Source organism: Legionella sp. 27cVA30, from assembly GCF_024160945.1.
Lineage (GTDB): Bacteria > Pseudomonadota > Gammaproteobacteria > Legionellales > Legionellaceae > Legionella_A > Legionella_A septentrionalis.
Window position 1 is genome coordinate 60,238 of record NZ_JAMYXK010000001.1, and the last position, 18,391, is coordinate 78,628.

An 18,391-nucleotide genomic window follows, 5' to 3' on the forward strand; every position below is an offset into this window, starting at 1 on the left:
TAAAAAATTACGTCACAAGAGAGGTTAAGACTTTGAACGATATGGTAAAAAATTTATTTTTATGGTTGATTATAGCCATTGTGCTCGTTTCTGTATTCAGCAACTTTGGCCCTCGTCATGCCTCCACTGAAAAAATTTCATACACCCAGTTCCTCAAGGAAGTGGATCAGGGGATGGTCAATTCAGTCACCATTGAAGACAGCAAGGTTATTCGTGGCGTTAATAAAAATAACCACCGTTTTGTGACGTATATGCCCATGCAAGACAGTGCTCTTTTAGGTGAATTGCTAAAAAATAATGTAGATATTAGCGGGCAGGAAAAACAGCAAGAAAGCTTTTTACTGCATCTCTTCATTAATTGGTTCCCTATGCTGCTCCTGATTGGCGTGTGGGTATTCTTTATGCGGCAAATGCAGGGCGGCGGCGGCCGTGGTGCCATGTCATTTGGGCGCTCAAGAGCCCGCCTGCTGGGTGAGGATCAGGTTAAAGTCACGTTTGCCGATGTGGCTGGCGTAGATGAAGCCAAGGAAGAAGTTAAAGAATTGGTTGATTTTTTGCGCGATCCAACGAAATTTCAGAAATTGGGCGGGCGTATTCCGCGCGGCGTTTTGCTCGTGGGTTCCCCTGGAACAGGTAAAACCCTGCTGGCGAGAGCGGTAGCTGGGGAAGCCAAGGTTCCGTTTTTTACTATTTCCGGCTCCGATTTCGTGGAAATGTTTGTCGGAGTGGGTGCATCGCGGGTGCGCGATATGTTCGAGCAGGCAAAAAAACAAGCCCCCTGCATTATTTTTATCGATGAAATTGACGCAGTAGGGCGCCATCGTGGCGCGGGCCTCGGTGGCGGGCATGATGAACGCGAGCAGACTTTAAACCAATTATTGGTAGAAATGGATGGGTTTGAAGGCAATGAAGGGGTGATTGTGATTGCTGCAACAAACCGCCCGGATGTGCTTGACCCCGCGCTGTTGCGTCCCGGCCGTTTTGATCGCCAGGTGGTGGTGCCATTGCCGGATATACGTGGCCGTGAGCAAATTCTCAAAGTGCATTTGGGCAAAGTGCCTATCGATACGAATGTAGACGTTCTTTCCATCGCCCGCGGAACCCCTGGGTTTTCAGGTGCTGATCTTGCCAATTTGGTCAATGAGGCAGCCCTTTTTGCCGCACGTGCTAACAAGCGTAAAGTAGGCATGCTGGAGCTTGATAAGGCCAAGGATAAAATCATGATGGGTGCAGAGCGCCGCTCCATGGTAATGGATGAAAATGAGAAAAAATTGACCGCATACCATGAGGCTGGGCATGCCATCGTAGGTTTGCTGGTGCCGGAACATGATCCAGTTTATAAAGTCACTATCATACCTAGGGGCAGGGCGCTTGGCGTTACCATGTTTTTACCTGAGCAAGATCGTTACAGCCACAGCAAACGCCGCCTGGAAAGTCAATTAGCCAGCTTATTTGGCGGCCGTGTGGCAGAGGAATTGATCTTTGGCGCCGACAGCGTGACGACAGGTGCTTCTAATGACATTATGCGTGCCACCGAAATTGCGCGTAAAATGGTTACGAGTTGGGGTTTATCTAACTTAGGTCCACTAACATTTGGCCAGGAAGAAGGGGAAGTATTTCTTGGCCGTACGGTAACGCAAAACAAGGAAATTTCGGATCAAACCGCTCAGCAAATCGATGAAGAAGTGCGGCAAATTATTGATAGAAACTATCAACGCGCCGTGAACATTCTTACAGAAAATATGGATAAACTGCATCTAATGGCAGAAGGCTTGATTAAATACGAAACGATCGATGTGAAACAAATTAATGAAATCATGTCCGGGAGAGTTCCATCCCCGCCTGAGGATTGGGACAGCGTGAAACTGGATAAAACACCTCCTTCCGGTGATTTTCAGGATAAGGATTCCTCGGTGAAGCTTGCTAAAAAAGCTGTGGATGATCCCGCCCGTGAGCATTGACAGTGTCATCAGCATATATTCTTTCTAGCTAATTTTATTGAGAATAAATTGTGAATAGCGAGCAGTTTCGTCTTTGGTGTAAGGGCAGTACTTTCCCCCCGGTTTTTCCCGCCCAGTCACACAAGCCATTGATCATGGGGGTGCTGAATGTTACTCCGGATTCTTTCTCGGATGGCGGGCGATTTCTTGACCCGATTCATGCTTATGAGCAAGCAATGCGCATGGTTGCAGAAGGTGCTGATCTTATCGATATCGGTGGGGAATCTTCAAAACCTGGAGCAGAGCCAATTTCCGCGGCCGAAGAGCTTAACCGCGTAATGCCGGTGATTGCACGCATACGAGCTGCCAGCGATGTCTGCATGGCAATTGATACCTATAAAGCGGAAGTCATGCGGGAAGCAGTGGCGGCTGGCGTTGGCTGCATCAACGACATCATGGGGTTACGCAGTGAGAATGCTTTAAGTACGGCGGCCACATTGGGCGTGCCTGTTTGCCTAATGCATATGCAAGGGCATCCTCAATCCATGCAAAATAATCCCAGTTATGCTAAGGATGTAGTTGCGGAAATTAATGATTTTTTTAAAGAACGGATGATTGCTTGTCAGCAAGCAGGCATTCCGCCAGAGTATTTGATTTTGGATCCAGGTTTTGGTTTCGGTAAATCTGTGCAACATAATTTAAACTTAGTCAAGCGTATGGCTGAGTTCCACCTGCATAAGCGCCCTCTCTTATTGGGTGTTTCGCGCAAAAGTACGTTGGGTATACTATTGAAAAAACCTGTTTCAGAGCGGCTGGTTGGAGGTATTGCCATTTCTGTATTTGCAGCTTTGCAGGGGGTTACTATAATCAGAACGCACGATGTGGAGGAAACGCGCCAAGCGTTACATGTTGTCGATGCCATTATTAAGGGAGGCATAGAAAAGGAATGAGTCAGCGTAAATATTTTGGTACCGACGGAATTCGCGGCCAGGTAGGTTTATCCAGCATTAATCCTGAATTCATTTTAAAATTAGGTTGGGCGGTCGGCAGGGTTTTGGCAAATGGAGAGCGCAAAAAAGTACTGATAGGCAAAGATACTCGTATTTCCGGTTATATGCTGGAATCAGCTCTGGAAGCGGGGCTGTCAGCAGCTGGAGTGGATGTAAAACTGCTAGGCCCCATGCCCACCCCAGCTATTGCTTATCTGACGCAAACGCTGCGGGCCAATGCTGGAATTGTCATCAGCGCTTCGCATAATTTATTTGAAGATAACGGCATTAAATTTTTCTCGGCAGATGGAAGCAAATTACCTGACAGCATTGAATTGGAAATCGAAGCTGAGTTGGAAAAAAAATTGCAAACCGTACCTTCTGTGCAATTGGGTAAAGCCAGCCGCATCACGGATGCTCCAGGGCGCTACATCGAATTTTGTAAGTCCACTATCCCTTCTTTAACTCGCTTGTCTGGCTTAAAAATCGTCGTGGATTGTGCAAATGGGGCCACTTATCACATCGCACCCAATGTGTTTAGTGAATTAGGCGCTGAAGTAATTGCCATTGGCGATAAGCCAGACGGATTTAATATTAATCAAGGTTGTGGCTCCACTGCTCCTGAAAGTTTGTGCAAACAAGTGGTAGCTACAGGCGCCGACATTGGCGTTGGCTTAGATGGTGATGGTGACCGGGTGGTTCTCGTAGATGCTGAAGGTAATTTAATCAATGGTGATCAAATTATTTACATCATCGCCCGAGATCGCCATCAAAAAGGCTTGCTGTCGGGAGGAGTAGTCGGTACCTTGATGAGCAATTACGGCTTGGAAAAAGCAATTGCCGCTATGGGGGTTTCTTTCTTGCGGGCCCAGGTGGGTGACCGCTATGTACTTGAGGCTTTGAAAGAAAAAAATTGGCGTATTGGCGGTGAATCCTCAGGGCATGTGGTGTGTCTTGACAAAACCACCACCGGCGATGGAATCGTCGCTGCATTGCAGGTATTAGCCATCATGGTGAAGCAGCAGAAAACCCTGCAACAATTGTGCGAGGGAATAACCATGCTGCCGCAGGCCCTGGTAAATTTAAAAACCGAGCATGCAGGTATACTGGCTAAACATGCATTAGTTTTGGATGCCGTACAGGCTTTGGATAGAAAATTAAATGGTGACGGACGAGTTCTTTTACGGCCTTCCGGAACAGAACCATTATTAAGAATCATGGTAGAAGGCCAGAATGGTTCGCAAGTACAACATTATGCCAAAGAACTCTGTGCAGAAATCAAACACATTGAAACGCAACTTAAAAACACGAATGCCATCGCGTGACTAAGGCTTTTGCCTTAAGTCGTTTGCGATGGTCTATGGCTGTTACATCAGCAGGCAGCCCCCCGATTTTTTTGATTGAGTTTTAGTCGTTGCATTGGTTTCTTCGCAAGGTTCTGCAAGATCATCAATTTTGGTGAGGGTGTGATGGTATTGGTAGCGTGTGCCGCAAATAATTTTTAAGCTTTCTTCCAGTGATAAAGGTTTTTCCTCCTGGGGGAAGAAAGTTGTAGAATTGTTGTTATGGGGGTGTGATTTACGCAGCGACATAGCTGCATCAATCACCCATGCGCCAGGGATTTCGACTAAGCCGATAACAACACTGGGAAGGCTTTCAGTTTTTTTATGTAATTTGTTATATTCGAAATTCATCACTTTAAACGCATCAAAAATACTTTGATTGATATCAATACCCTGCTCATAGTTTTGTTTTATAAGCTCACCTTGCACTTCGAGTTTTTTTCCCGAAAATTGCTTCACTACATTGGGGGCAATGATCACTTGTTTATTGTGGCCATCAATAACAATTCCATGATAATCAGCGACTTCCAGGCGTTTTACAATAGAACGGCCTAACTCTTTAGCCAAAGAAATGGCAAGGCTTGGCGCTTTGTCCAAGTTGACTTTAAGGGAGCGCTTTTGCACAACGAAGACATCAACCACGTCTTTTTTTATTAAATCAACAAATTGTTGCATTTCATTATTATGTACCATCTTGGTCGCATGAAAGAGGGCATAATCACCATTGGTTAAGCGTGCAAAAACGATTTGGCAAGGACCAAAATCATTGGAAAACAGGAATTTTCCCCGCTTGCATTCTCCAATCCCGACTTCATCACATAAATTAAATTTCGCATCCGAAGCTAATACAGTTTCAACGGCGGCGCGGATAATAAGGTTTTGTAATAGTGGCATTTGTGGGGAGGCCGTTTTTGCCAGAATTTTTTTTAAATTTTCTACCGCACTTTTATTGGGGAAATCATCTGGATTTAAAAGCAAAGGCTCCGCTTCTGCATTAACATAAAAAATCTGCCAATCTGTTTTTTTTATCAATGCAAAAGAATTGGGTTTCAATGGGGAAGGCAAATCGGCGGCAATCGTTAAATCTTCTCGTGCCAATGCATTGACTAGAACTTGCTGCGGTTTTGCCTGCAGTGAATTTTTTTCTTTCGCAGGGAAAGAATGGAAAAAATGTTGTTCTTGGTTCTTAAAATAGACATTTTGCATAAATTTATCCAAAAAGCAAATTGTATAAAAAATATTCAGAAAAATCAATTTTTATATTTTAATAAAAAAATACAGCTTTTTGGATAATTTTTAAACGGTTTCAAAAATTATTAACAACTGCCTGCAGTTAAAAATTTTAATCATAAGATAGTAAATTTCGTCAATACCGTGGTTGCATTCAGGCAACGTTATTTTATGAGGTAACAATAGTCTTTAGTTGTTAACATAGCCGAAACACAGGATTCTAATAAAATATGATCAGGACTAGAAATTTGTTAAACGATTACAGCAAATTTATTAACTTTTATGCTGGAGATATAAAAGGTACAGGTATTTGGCATTTAGAGATTTACATAACCTGTTAAATGTAAATTCCGGCAACAAAGCATTAGATCCCTACTCTCTATATATATGTAAATGCTGAATAAGAATTACAATTTTATCTAATTTCCCCAGCATGTAGCCATGCCACATTCATTCCAACTTTCTATGTTTCCCTGCTTAGGAAGTATAGAAACATTGTTCATCCGCTTCTATCCATGAATTTCCAAAATTATCGATTGCGAAGGGAGCGAATGATGCATTGCAAATACGGTAGCGGGTGGCGAAAAATCAAACGGCGCAAGATCGATTGCGTTACGGGTATTGATATCCCGGTAGATGGATGTTCATAGGCATGCACATCTGGATCATTGTATACATCAACAATGGCCCCTTGAGTAAGCGTGAGTGGGGTATGCAAATCCGGGCAGGCTACTGAGAATTCCACAAGATTTAAATTTAAGACAGCTGCTGCTAATTTAAATAAACGTTTATTTTCTTTACACATAGATTTGTCAATGGCAGTAAAAGAACCTTGTCTATTTTGTTTTACGACGCCAAGAATTTTTCCATAACACACTAAAACCCGGTACCAAGGCAAATGATTGTATGATTCCTCAACGATTACGAATTCCGAAAATTTAAAAAATTTGGCAAGTTGTGCTTTTAATTCAGAGGGACCGTCCGCCAGAAAACATTCATAATTTTCCTTGGTTTTATGAAGTGGTTTTAAAAGTAACGGATATGGGCAATGAGCAAGTTTGTTATTAAATAAACCATCATTAAACTCATTGACATGTACATCAATGGCTTTGGGGACGGGGATATCCGCATTTTCCAATAATTTGTTAACACAATAGTTATTGCGGCTAACATCGGTGCTGACAAACGAGTTGAAGGGGGTTAAGCCTTGATAAAAATAAAAATGTCTGTTGCCAAGAGAAATTCTGCAAGCTTGTATTTCCGGTAATAGTTGTGCTGGCAAATGCAATTTTAAAGCACTTTGATAATAACAGTTAACCTTGTTCATGCAAGATACCCAAAACCATTTTAACTTGTTTCTTATGCTACTGGATTTTTAAAATAATAGGAAAAAATTTGTACTATTATGTAAGTTATGGGGTTTAAGTGAGAATAAAATGCCTGTTACCGTAACACCAACGACCATTATATCCAAACCTGATAGCGCCAGCGTACACTCATCTTTTCTAGGCGCAAACCTTGCAAGTGGTTTTTTCGAAACCATTGGCAAACGAAATAGCCAGGAAGACGCCCTGGCAATCCATCAATTAGATGAAAAATTCGATGCACTCAGCCCGGAGCAAGCCCGGCAGCGCATGTGGACGGCGCTTAAAGTAATTGATCAAGGGGTCCGCGAGCAGCAAATTGAGGATGGTACTACGGTATCAACGACGCTTAGCGATAAAAAAGGCAATTTTATCACAGCGACTTTGGGTGATGCCGTAAGTTTCGCTGTTTTTTATGACCAACAAGGCAAGCCTTTGGGGGTGAAAAGGCTTAATGAGATCACTCATAAACCCGGTGATGAAACTGAACAAAATAGAATCAAAGAAGCTGGGGGTTTTGTTGCAAAAGTCTTTGGGGAATATCGGGTTGGGGGCCGCCTCGCAGTTGCCCGGGCGCTTGGGGATCATGAGTTTACTGGAGTTTGTGCCGATGCCCGCATCGACATTAATAACGTACAGGATCTGGCGGGTGAGCTTAAGCTTGATGTAAAGCAAATTGCCTCAATCCAAGTAATCACCACATGCGATGGTTTTACAGATGGGGCCGGGGCCAATAAGCAGTCAAAAGAAGAACATGAAGCTTATCTGCTGAAATGTTTGCAACATTTAGACGAGCCTGGCTTCCAGTCGCCGGATAAATTATCAAGAAAGCTGGCTTTGCAAGCGACAAAGGATGGTTCAGGGGATAATATTTCCGTTGCCATTGCCAATGTGGGGGAAAACGCATTTGCCTTAGGTGTATTTGATGGCCATGGCGGCAGTGAGGCATCATCTTATGCTGCGGAAAATTTTTCTAAAGTGTTAGGTTCTGTCGACATTGATGATTGTGTATAATCTGCGATAGAAATGACATGGTGGTTTTATGCTTACAGATGATGAATGGAACAGGATTAAAGATTGCTTACCAGGTAAGTCGGGGGATCCTGGTCGGAGGGGATCAGACAACCGGCTTTTTGTAGAAGGTATAATGTGGATGGCTCGGAATGGTGCAAGATATTTATAAAGAACGCAACCTTATCGAACGCATGTTTAATAAACTCAAACATTTTAGAAGAGTGGCAACACGATATGATAAACTTGCTCAATCTTTTTTATCGTTCATTTATATTGCTGCAACCGCCCTTTGGTTAAGATAAATGTCGACAGAACCTAGATGAGGTGTTTGCATTGAGCGAAGAAGAATACGCCAGGCACCCTCATGGTGTTGCTCAAAACCCTGAAATTTATGCCAGGGATAATAAAACTCCAAGTGTTACTCATAATGATGAAAAGCAGGTTTCTTTGCAGGATAAAAGCACTCTTTTTGACCTTAAGGTGGCAAGAGGGCTTAAAGATTTGGAGGAGGATATTGCCAAGCTTTCGGTGACCCAGGATTTGCCTTTGCTGGGACAATTGTTTGCAATGCGCAAGGATGAGCAAGAGGAAAACCTTCGTATTAATTTGGAGAAACTACGCGATGAAGGTTTAGACAATGCGGCAAAAGTAATTAAATACCAGAATTACATGTATGAAAAAGTGCCCAAAGGCTACAACACCAACATTGGGCTGATGGATAATCTGCATCAACGGTTTACTGATCGTGCTGCGGAAGTTTTGGCGGTTGCGCAGAATTTAAGCCCTGATGCAGAGGCGCAGCGGGTGGGGGCAGACTTGGCTGTGCTCATGCAGCAAAACATAAGCCCACTGGAAAAACTTAAACAATGTGAAAAATATTTAGACGAAACAGCTCCTAACAGTAATAGAAAAAACGGTGATATTTTTAAGGAAGAATACCGCGCTATTAAAGAATTGCAAGATTTAAAAGCGAAGGTGACGGCTGACAATCGAATTTTAGAGAAAACCAAGCGGGAAGAAATAATACAAATTGCACAACAAGCAGCCCAGTTGCTGGAAGGTTCTGCAACTACCCAGGACAAAATTAATGCATACAAAGATTTTCTGGCCCAGTCATCTTCTACTGTAGGTCAGGGATTAACAAATGGCGAGCTCATTAACCGGGAAGTTGAAAAAAACAAAAAACTTAACTGGGCTGTAGATGAGTTGCTTGAGATGACCAATTCTTATATAAATGCATTAAAAAGCAATCATAAGGATGCTAGTCACTTAGCACCTTTGCAAGGAATTTTATATGATCACAACCGCTCTCCTGAAGCGAAAGTCAGGGCATTTTTTTCTCCGGAAAATGAGAAAAATTTTGCCCTTATCAAAGAAGACACAAGTTTGGCAGGACGAAAAGTTTTATTTGGGCTTGCAGTTGTGGGCATTATACTAACCGGTGTGCTTCCGGGGCTTCTGCTTACAGCCACATTTCATGCTTTCGGGTACAAGTTAACTGATTTACTGACAGACCCACCAGGCCCTACGCAAACTTATAAAGAAAAACTGAGCGGAGTAAAAACTGCGTTGGAGCCTTATTTAAATGAGGGTGGCATTAGGCCTGACGAAAACAAAGAAGAGCAAGAACTGCCCCAACTAAATAATAAGTAGCCGTAGTGAACTACATCTAAATAGGGTTTGCTCGATGGAGATATTTTTATCTATTTTTCCACCTTATTTTCAAGCCATGTTATTTTCTTTGTTGAAATTGGAAAGCTCTTCGCGGCCTATTTGGCATTGACTACAAACTAGCAGTCAATCATTCCCAATATAATTCTTACCGGATCGTTTTACTTGAATTTTTATTATTTGCATTATGCCGGGTGTTTGTTAAGATGCTGCGTTACTCAATGCATGAATTTAAGGAATCACGAGGAAGCGTCATGAAGCAAACCATGGTCATGGGCAATTGGAAAATGAATGGAAGCGCACAAACCGTTTCCCAATTATTAAAAGACATTTTGCAAATTTTGCCTGGCAATATGGATGCGCAGTGCGTGGTATTTCCTCCCGCAATTTATTTACCTTTGGTGCAAAGCTTGCTTGCAAACACGAGTTTGAGCTGGGGGGCACAAAATGTTTACCCTCGGGAAGCAGGTGCCTATACAGGGGAGCTTTCAGCTCCTATGCTTAGAGACTATCATTGTCGATATGTATTGATAGGGCATTCCGAGCGCCGCCATTTATTTCATGAGGGTGAAAAATTTGTTGCGGAAAAATTCCACCATGTAAAAGATCATGATATGATACCCGTTCTTTGCGTAGGGGAGACCCTGGAAGAGCGAAAACAAGGTTTGACTGAAGACGTGATAACTCGCCAATTGTTGGCGGTTACCCAAAATGGCTCGCATGTGTTCAGGAATTGCATCGTTGCTTATGAACCTGTTTGGGCAATAGGCACAGGACAAACAGCATTGCCGGAGCAGGCTCAGGAAGTTCATGAATTTATACGTAGCTTCGTTGCTCAGTACGACCAAGAAGGCGCGCAAAAATTGACTATATTGTATGGGGGCAGTGTCAATGATGAAAATGCTCGCACTCTTTTCGCCATGCCGGATATAGATGGCGGTTTGGTAGGGGGTGCATCGCTTAATGCCCAACAATTTGTGGAAATAGTGAAATGTATCAATTAGTATTAATGGTTCATGTGGTGATTGCCATTGTGATAATTGGCTTGGTGCTGATTCAGCATGGCAAAGGCGCGGACATCGGTGCGGCCTTTGGTTCGGGCGCTTCCAATACACTGTTTGGCAGTCAGGGCACTGGCGGATTTTTGTTTAAGCTTACGGGTGGTTTGGCTTTGACATTCTTTGTCACGAGTCTGTCTTTGTCTTATATGGTTTCTTCTCAATATCAAAAAGCTGAGCAGCAAGCTATACCTAAGCAAGCTACACTCCCGGACAATAAAATTCCTGTACCTGTTGATGGTACAAAGCAATAAATAGTATTTCTATTTCCTCATCAAGGATGGTGTTGGAGCACGGGTGACTTTGTTACAGTCACAGGATGAGATGAGATTTGCCGAAGTGGTGGAATTGGTAGACACGCCGTCTTGAGGGGGCGGTGGCGAAAGCCGTGCCGGTTCGAGTCCGGCCTTCGGCACCATTATATGAGCAATACGAATGATGTTATCTGAATATTTGCCTGTTCTTGTATTTATCATAGTCGGACTGGGGCTGGGCGCTGTTATGCTCGGTGCTGGTTCTTTGTTATCCACCCACAAACCCGATCCGGAAAAAAACGCTCCTTACGAATGCGGATTTGAGGCATTTGAAAATTCTCGCATTCCCTTTGACGTGCGTTTTTACTTGGTTGCCATATTGTTCATCATCTTTGATCTGGAAACTGCGTTTTTCTTCCCGTGGGCATTAGTATTGCGCAAAATCGGCTGGTTTGGTTTTTCTGCAATGATGATTTTCCTTGGTTTGTTGGTGATTGGCTTTATTTATGAGTGGAAGCGGGGGGCACTGGAATGGGAGTGATGGCTGCTTCAGAACTACAAAAAAATGGTTTTGTTACCACGTCGGTCGATAAATTGCTGGGTTGGGCGCGCAGTGGTTCCATGTGGCCGATGACATTTGGGTTGGCTTGTTGTGCAGTAGAAATGATGCATGTAGGTGCGGCCCGTTATGATCTAGATCGCTTTGGAATTATTTTCCGTCCAAGCCCCAGGCAATCTGATGTGATGATTGTGGCCGGAACCTTATGCAATAAAATGGCGCCTGCGCTGCGCAAAGTTTATGATCAAATGCCTGAGCCCCGTTGGGTAATATCCATGGGATCATGCGCCAATGGCGGTGGTTATTATCATTATTCTTACTCCGTAGTTCGTGGCTGCGATCGCATTGTCCCGGTTGATGTCTATGTACCTGGCTGCCCGCCAACGGCTGAAGCCTTGTTGTACGGGATTATCCAGTTGCAGAATAAGATTAAAAATAAAGCCGTTATTGAGGCTTAGGTTTGTTTGTAGAAGGGTCTGGAAATTCCATTCCAAGAGTTTGTATTAAAACTCTCTTGTTGCCGGCAAAGTAATCCATACTGAAAATCCAGAAGGCAGCGAGCTCTGAGCATATCAAGGTATAAATACATGACAAAAAGTGAACGTTTAATTGAATCCTTACAAACTGAGCTGTCTACATCCCTGTTATCCATCGAAGAAGCTGTAGGGGAAGTTACGATTGAATGCAGCTTACCTTCGTTGCTGAGTGTTTTGCAGCAATTACGCAATCATGAAATGTTTGCTTTTGATCAGTTGATGGATGTATGCGCAGTTGATTACTTGCATTATGGCGAATATGACTGGGAAACCGAGTCGGCTACCGAAAGTGGTTTTTCCCGTGGCGTGGAACCTTTAGAAGCCAAAGCTTACGCATTAAATAAGCCCCGCTTTGCTGTGGTATATCATTTTTTGTCAACCATTAAAAACCACAGATTGCGCGTCAAAGTTTTTATTGAAGAATCCCATTTGGTTGTGCCATCCGTACATCATATCTGGAAAAGTGCAAATTGGTTTGAGCGTGAAGCTTATGATTTATATGGTATTTTATTTGAAGGTCACCCGGATTTACGCCGCATTTTGACTGATTATGGTTTTATAGGGCACCCATTCCGCAAAGATTTCCCTCTCATTGGGCATGTTGAAATGCGCTACGATGCCCAGTTGCAAAAGGTTATATATGAGCCTGTGAGCATCGAACCCAGAACTCTGGTTCCGAAGGTTATCCGCAGTGACAACCGTTACGTTGATACGCATCAAGGGGTGAACCATGATTGAGTTGCAAAATTATACCCTGAACTTTGGTCCGCAACATCCGGCGGCCCATGGTGTGCTCCGTTTGGTTATGGAGTTGGATGGTGAAACCATTGTCCGCGCAGATCCGCACATTGGTTTACTGCATCGCGCCACAGAAAAGCTGGCTGAAAGTAAACCTTACATTCAAAGCATCGGTTATATGGATCGTTTGGATTATGTATCCATGATGTGCAATGAGCATGCCTATGTGCGTGCTCTGGAAAAATTATTAGGCATTGAAGCGCCACTCAGAGCGCAGTATATCCGCACCATGTTTGATGAAATAACCAGAGTATTGAATCATTTATTGTGGCTGGGAGCCACCGCACTGGATATTGGTGCGATGACAGTATTTTTATATTGCTTTCGTGAGCGTGAAGATTTGTTTGATTGTTATGAAGCCGTGTCTGGGGCACGCATGCACGCTACATATTATCGGCCAGGTGGCGTAGCGCGCGATCTGCCTGATTCCATGCCGCAATATAAACCATCACGCTGGCATAATGAACGTGAAGTCGAGAAAATGAATGCCAACCGCCAGGGCAGTTTGCTGGATTTTTTATGGGCATTCACCGAGCGTTTTCCTCGTTGCGTCGATGAATATGAATCCTTATTGACCGAAAACCGTATTTGGAAGCAACGTACAGTAGACATCGGCGTAGTTTCTCCCGAGCAGGCACTGGAGTGGGGTTATAGCGGCCCTATGCTAAGAGCTTCCGGTGTAGCGTGGGATTTGCGTAAGAAACAACCTTATGCAGCTTATGATAAAGTCGATTTTGACGTTCCAGTAGGTAAAACCGGTGATTGTTATGATCGCTATCTGGTACGGGTGGCAGAGTTGCGTCAATCCAACCGCATCATTAGACAATGCATTGAGTGGCTACGCAATAATCCTGGTCCTGTCAAACTCGATGATAACAAGGTCGTGCCTCCCCGTCGCAGCGTCATGAAACATGATATGGAAGCGTTGATACACCATTTCAAATTGTTTACAGAAGGCTTTACCCTACCGCGTGGCGAAGTGTACAGCGCCGTAGAAGCGCCTAAGGGTGAATTTGGTATCTATTTGGTTTCTGATGGGGCAAACAAGCCCTATCGGCTCAAAATTCGGGCTCCCGGATTTGCTCATTTATCAAGTTATGATGAGATGGTAAGAGGGCACATGCTTGCGGATGGTGTAGCTATTTTAGCCAGCCAGGATATTGTGTTTGGAGAAATTGACCGTTAGGTTATGTTTTGAGCTTAATGTCAAAATGGGTAACGGCTTAAAACAGAATTATTTAATGATAGGTTTAGAACATGTCTGCTAACTCAGAAAAATTACTGCGGCGGCTACTCAGCAGTGAACGCATGCAAGAGATTGATGCCTGGATTGCTAAATATCCGGCTGATCAAAAACAATCAGCCGTCATGAGCGCGTTGCGCATTGTTCAGGAACAATACGGATCCTTGACTCAGGAACTCATGGACGCAATAGCTGACTATTTAGACATGCCACCTATTGCAGTTTATGAAGTAGCCACTTTTTATACCATGTATGAGCATAAACCGGTTGGCCGCCATCTGCTTAATGTTTGCACCAATATATCCTGCCAACTATGTGGTTCTGCCAAGGTAGTAAATTACTTAGAAGCGAAGCTTGGCATTAATCTGGGTGAGACTACGGCAGATGGTCGTTTTACGCTGCGCTCGGTTGAGTGTTTAGGTGCTTGCGTAAATGCCCCCATGATGCAAGTAAACAAAGAATATCATGAAAATCTGACGCCTGAAAAAATTGACAAAGTGTTGGAGGCGTGTGAATGAACATACCAGTGCATGCAAGATTATATCCATTGTTGCTAAGCATGTGCATGGCGGATAGAGGTGGTTGTCATGGTTGAATTAAATCAAGTTTGTTACCGCACATTCCATTTGGAGAAACCTTGGACTTTGGAAGCATACCAAAGCCTGGGTGGTTACAGCGCCTGGCGGCGGATTTTGCAAGAGCAGACACCACCCCAGCAAATCATTGAAGAATTGAAACGGTCTGCTTTGCGTGGAAGAGGGGGCGCCGGTTTCCCTACCGGGCTTAAATGGAGTTTCATGAATCGCAATTCCCCTATCCAGAAATACGTGGTATGCAACTCGGATGAAGGCGAACCTGGGACATGCAAAGATCGCGATATTTTGCGTAAAAACCCGCACCAATTGATTGAAGGCATGGCGATTGCTGGTTATGTAATGGGTGCTACAGTCGGTTACAACTACATCCGTGGTGAATTCTGGGAGCCTTACGAACGCACAGAAGCGGCTCTTAGAGAAGCTTATGCTGCAGGGCTTCTCGGTAAAAATATTTTGGGTTCCGGTTTTGATTTTGATTTATACAATCATTTAGGCGCAGGCGCTTACATATGTGGTGAAGAAACGGCCTTATTAAATTCCCTGGAGGGGAAAAGAGGCATGCCGCGCTTTAAACCACCGTTCCCAGCCAATTATGGTTTGTATGGTAAGCCGACCACCATTAACAATACGGAAACATTTGCCTCTGTGCCGGTGATTATGGAAAGAGGCGGCGAATGGTTCTTAAACTTGGGCAAACCCAACAATGGCGGCACGAAATGCTTCAGCGTCAGCGGTCATGTGAACAAACCGGCTAATTTCGAAATTCCTTTGGGTACCCCGTTTAAAGTATTGTTGGAGTTGGCAGGCGGCGTACGGGAAGGACGCAAGATCAAAGCAGTCATTCCTGGCGGTACCTCTATGCCGGTACTGCCGGGAGATGTCATGATGAATTTGGACATGGATTATGACAGCATTCAGAAAGCAGGTTCAGGCTTAGGTTCAGGGGCTGTCATTATTATGGACGAAACCACTTGCATGGTGGATGCTCTTTACCGCATTTCCGAATTTTATATGGATGAATCGTGTGGGCAGTGCACTCCCTGCCGCGAAGGGACTGGCTGGATGGTGCGCTTGCTGCATCGCATCAAACATGGACACGGCGAGCCAGGTGATATAGAAAAATTGGTTAATGTAGCGGATAACATCGAAGGGCGTACTATTTGTGCCTTGGGGGAAGCCGCTGCCTGGCCTGTACAAAGCTTTGTAAAACATTTTTACCAAGAATTTGATTATTTCATTAAACATAAACAATCAAGTGTTGTTGGTGCAGGGGAACCCTTGCATTTTTAATCCATCAAATTTGCTGCTGCGCAAGATGAAATAAGCTTGGCGCAGGACAGACTGATGTATAAGTATCAGGTATAAAGCAATAATGCTGCATACAACGGCACTAGCCAATATTAATGAGTAAAGTTAAGTCTATTTAAGAAGGTTTAATAATGGCCACCATTGAAATCGACGGAAAAACATTAGAAGTAGAAAACGGTAAAATGATCATCGAAGTTGCTGATGAGGCTGGAATTTATATTCCCCGTTTTTGTTACCACAAAAAATTGTCAGTGGCTGCTAATTGCCGTATGTGTCTGGTTGAAGTGGAAAATGGCCGAAAGCCAGTGCCTGCATGCGCTACTCCGATTACCAATGGCATGAAAGTATTCACCAAATCCGAAGAAGCCATCCGTTCACAACAAGCGGTTATGGAATTTCTTTTAATCAACCACCCCTTGGATTGTCCTATATGCGATCAGGGTGGAGAATGCGAATTGCAAGATGTCTCCATGGGATTCGGTGCAGATGGTTCAGAGTACGACGAGAGCAAACGTGCGGTTGCTGATGATGATCTTGGGCCATTAATCTCGACTGAAATGACTCGCTGTATTCACTGCACGCGCTGCGTTCGCTTCGGCGATGAAGTGGCAGGACTTCGCGAATTGGGAGCCACGAATCGTGGTGAAAAAATGCAAATCGGGACTTATGTCAAACACAGCATCACTTCCGAAGTTTCGGGAAATATCATTGATTTGTGTCCAGTCGGTGCTTTGACGTCAAAACCTTACCGGTTCACAGCCAGACCTTGGGAGTTGGTACAGCATGAAGGTGTAGCGCCCCATGATTGCCTGGGTTCTAATGTGCATTTGCATGTGCGCCGCAATCATTTAATGCGCGTAGTCCCTAAAGAAAATGAATTGATTAATGAAACTTGGCTTTCTGATCGCGACCGTTTCAGTTATTTAGGATTAAACAGCCCCGCCCGTGCCAGTCGCCCGATGATTAAGCGCGACGGGCAGTGGGAGCAGGTAGACTGGGAAGTAGCTCTTAAATTTGCTGCAGAAGGAATGAGCCGTGTTATCAAGCAGCATGGGCCGGAGCAGATGGCTGCATTTGCATCTCCTTCATCTACTCTGGAAGAGCTTTATCTTGTGCAAAAATTAATGCGTGAATTGGGTGTCCATAACTTGGATCATCGTTTACAGCAAAGCGATTTCCGCGATCAACACCAGCAAGCGGCCATGCCCTCCAGTTCATTACGTTATGCTGAAATTGAAAACCAAAATACCATTTTGCTCATAGGCTGTAATATTGATCGCGAAGTTCCTCTGGCAGGAATCCGGGTACGCAAAGCATTTCGCAATGGTGGAAAAATCTATGCCATCAATGTCATGGATTATGATTACCACTTCGATGTGGCGGAAAAAATCATTGCGGCGCCGCAAGATATCCCTATGCAGCTTGCCAGCTTGGTGAGCGCTTTGATAGGCGATCGCGGCGAATTGCCCGCAGAGGTACAAAAATTAATTATTGGCCTGACTCCGGATGAAAAGGTGCATACCCTGGCGCATGCACTTAGGCAGCCTAATGCAGCGATAATCACCGGTGCTATTTGTGAAAACCATCCGGATGCTTCTTTGTTGCGCACTTTGGTTCATATTTTGGAAACCATGGGCGGGGTACGAGTGTTGCGTTTAACCACGGGCGCTAACAGTGCTGGTGCATGGCTGGCCGGTATGCTGCCACATCGCGCTGCAGCTGCGAAAATGAGTGAACCTGCAGGATTGGATGTGCAAATGGCACTAAATGCCAAGTTAAAAGGCTATTTTCTAATGGCTGCAGAACCTGCTTTTGATTTTGACAATCCATATCGTACGCGGCAATCCATGTTGGCTGCCGAATTTGTCGTAGTGATGAGCGCTTTTCAGAATGAAGCCATTCAGGATTATGCAGATGTAATTTTGCCGATAGCGCCCTATGCAGAAACGTCAGGAACTTATATTAATGTGGATCACACTTGGCAAACCGTAAAAGGTGCTTTAGCACCCCACGGTGAATCGCGTCCTGCCTGGAAAATACTGCGCGTGCTAGGTAATCTTTTACACGTAAGAGATTTTGATTACCTTTCCTCAGAAGATGTGCTAAAAGAAATCAAAGAGCAGGCGGACATGATGTTAGAAACCCGCTATACGCCGTTTTACCCTGAATCTCTGCCGCAAGCACAAGAGCAATTGGTCCGCGTGGGCGAGTGGCCTTTGTATCGCTGCGATGCAATTGTGCGCCATGCGCTGGCATTGCAAGAATGCGCCGCCGCAGAATCTGCCTGCATTCATATTCATCCGAAAACTGCAGATAAGCTTAAATTAGATGAAACGGCTACTGTATCTCAGGGAGATATTGAGATAACATTGCCGCTTAAACGCGATGAGCGCATGGCCCCCGATGTTGTCTGGGTAGCAAATGCAATGCCTGAAACAGCAGATTTAGGCCATGCTTTTGCTGCAATAACTATCAAGCGCTAAGGTAA

General features: G+C 44.3%; 16 protein-coding genes, 1 tRNA gene and 2 pseudogenes. 17 read left to right on the forward strand and 2 right to left on the reverse strand.

Features of this window, described 5'->3' with window-relative positions; all coding sequences use genetic code 11:
* Nucleotides 1-41 precede the first annotated feature (41 nt).
* From ftsH to glmM, 3 genes are read left to right on the forward strand one after another with little or no spacing between them, the layout of a single operon-like run.
* The gene (gene ftsH, locus NKV53_RS00265) at nt 42-1,961 is read left to right on the forward strand and encodes an ATP-dependent zinc metalloprotease FtsH (RefSeq protein WP_199737636.1); all 1,920 of its coding nucleotides are present in this window, start codon (nt 42-44) and stop codon (nt 1,959-1,961) included.
* Between the two features lie 50 nt (nt 1,962-2,011).
* Nucleotides 2,012-2,890 carry a dihydropteroate synthase gene (gene folP, locus NKV53_RS00270; RefSeq protein WP_233579712.1) on the forward strand — a complete coding sequence of 293 codons (879 nt, stop codon included), beginning with the start codon at nt 2,012-2,014 and terminating at the stop codon, nt 2,888-2,890.
* The gene (gene glmM, locus NKV53_RS00275) at nt 2,887-4,254 is read left to right on the forward strand and encodes a phosphoglucosamine mutase (protein ID WP_127032708.1); all 1,368 of its coding nucleotides are present in this window, start codon (nt 2,887-2,889) and stop codon (nt 4,252-4,254) included. The genes folP and glmM overlap by 4 nt, the downstream gene beginning before the upstream one ends.
* A 42-nt stretch (nt 4,255-4,296) precedes the next feature.
* On the opposite strand, the gene NKV53_RS00280 is transcribed toward glmM, so the two are convergent.
* Both NKV53_RS00280 and NKV53_RS00285 read right to left on the reverse strand, forming a co-directional pair.
* Nucleotides 4,297-5,490, reverse strand: a complete 1,194-nt coding sequence (locus NKV53_RS00280; RefSeq protein ID WP_253350502.1) for a hypothetical protein — start codon at nt 5,488-5,490, stop codon at nt 4,297-4,299.
* Between the two features lie 541 nt (nt 5,491-6,031).
* The gene (locus NKV53_RS00285; RefSeq protein WP_127057144.1) at nt 6,032-6,829 is read right to left on the reverse strand and encodes a hypothetical protein; all 798 of its coding nucleotides are present in this window, start codon (nt 6,827-6,829) and stop codon (nt 6,032-6,034) included.
* 109 nt (nt 6,830-6,938) lie between these two features.
* Here NKV53_RS00285 and NKV53_RS00290 point away from each other — a divergent pair, with 109 nt between their 5' ends.
* From NKV53_RS00290 to nuoG, 14 genes and pseudogenes are all read left to right on the forward strand, one after another.
* Nucleotides 6,939-7,880, forward strand: coding sequence for a hypothetical protein (locus NKV53_RS00290; RefSeq protein ID WP_253350504.1), 942 nt, complete (start codon nt 6,939-6,941; stop codon nt 7,878-7,880).
* 28 nt (nt 7,881-7,908) lie between these two features.
* A pseudogene (locus NKV53_RS00295) lies at nt 7,909-8,043 on the forward strand (transposase); the annotation flags it as partial.
* A pseudogene (locus NKV53_RS00300) lies at nt 8,042-8,182 on the forward strand (transposase); the annotation flags it as partial. The pseudogenes NKV53_RS00295 and NKV53_RS00300, both read left to right, overlap by 2 nt.
* 31 nt (nt 8,183-8,213) lie before the next feature.
* A complete protein-coding gene (locus NKV53_RS00305) occupies nt 8,214-9,533 on the forward strand; it encodes a hypothetical protein (protein ID WP_253350506.1) in 1,320 nt (439 codons plus the stop codon).
* 272 nt (nt 9,534-9,805) lie between these two features.
* Complete coding sequence (gene tpiA / locus NKV53_RS00310; RefSeq protein WP_127032705.1) at nt 9,806-10,555, forward strand: triose-phosphate isomerase; 750 nt, start codon at nt 9,806-9,808, stop codon at nt 10,553-10,555.
* Nucleotides 10,543-10,863, forward strand: coding sequence for a preprotein translocase subunit SecG (secG, locus tag NKV53_RS00315; protein WP_127032704.1), 321 nt, complete (start codon nt 10,543-10,545; stop codon nt 10,861-10,863). Before tpiA ends, secG begins: the two co-directional genes overlap by 13 nt.
* A 79-nt stretch (nt 10,864-10,942) precedes the next feature.
* Nucleotides 10,943-11,027: transfer RNA gene (locus tag NKV53_RS00320), tRNA-Leu, on the forward strand.
* 20 nt (nt 11,028-11,047) lie between these two features.
* Nucleotides 11,048-11,404: an NADH-quinone oxidoreductase subunit A gene (locus NKV53_RS00325; RefSeq protein ID WP_126953459.1), complete on the forward strand. Its 357-nt coding sequence runs from the start codon at nt 11,048-11,050 to the stop codon at nt 11,402-11,404.
* Entirely contained in the window at nt 11,404-11,880 is a 477-nt protein-coding gene (locus NKV53_RS00330; protein WP_126953396.1) for an NADH-quinone oxidoreductase subunit B family protein, read from the forward strand. Before NKV53_RS00325 ends, NKV53_RS00330 begins: the two co-directional genes overlap by 1 nt.
* 129 nt (nt 11,881-12,009) lie before the next feature.
* Nucleotides 12,010-12,696: an NADH-quinone oxidoreductase subunit C gene (locus NKV53_RS00335; RefSeq protein WP_126953395.1), complete on the forward strand. Its 687-nt coding sequence runs from the start codon at nt 12,010-12,012 to the stop codon at nt 12,694-12,696.
* A complete protein-coding gene (locus NKV53_RS00340; RefSeq protein ID WP_127032703.1) occupies nt 12,689-13,942 on the forward strand; it encodes an NADH-quinone oxidoreductase subunit D in 1,254 nt (417 codons plus the stop codon). The genes NKV53_RS00335 and NKV53_RS00340 overlap by 8 nt, the downstream gene beginning before the upstream one ends.
* A 71-nt stretch (nt 13,943-14,013) precedes the next feature.
* Nucleotides 14,014-14,517: an NADH-quinone oxidoreductase subunit NuoE gene (gene nuoE / locus NKV53_RS00345; RefSeq protein ID WP_127032702.1), complete on the forward strand. Its 504-nt coding sequence runs from the start codon at nt 14,014-14,016 to the stop codon at nt 14,515-14,517.
* Nucleotides 14,518-14,586: 69 nt separating this feature from the next.
* Nucleotides 14,587-15,885 (forward strand): NADH-quinone oxidoreductase subunit NuoF, encoded by a 1,299-nt coding sequence (gene nuoF / locus NKV53_RS00350; protein ID WP_126953392.1) that lies wholly within the window; start codon nt 14,587-14,589, stop codon nt 15,883-15,885.
* A gap of 149 nt (nt 15,886-16,034) precedes the next feature.
* Nucleotides 16,035-18,386, forward strand: coding sequence for an NADH-quinone oxidoreductase subunit NuoG (nuoG, locus tag NKV53_RS00355; RefSeq protein ID WP_253350508.1), 2,352 nt, complete (start codon nt 16,035-16,037; stop codon nt 18,384-18,386).
* Nucleotides 18,387-18,391: the final 5 nt, after the last annotated feature.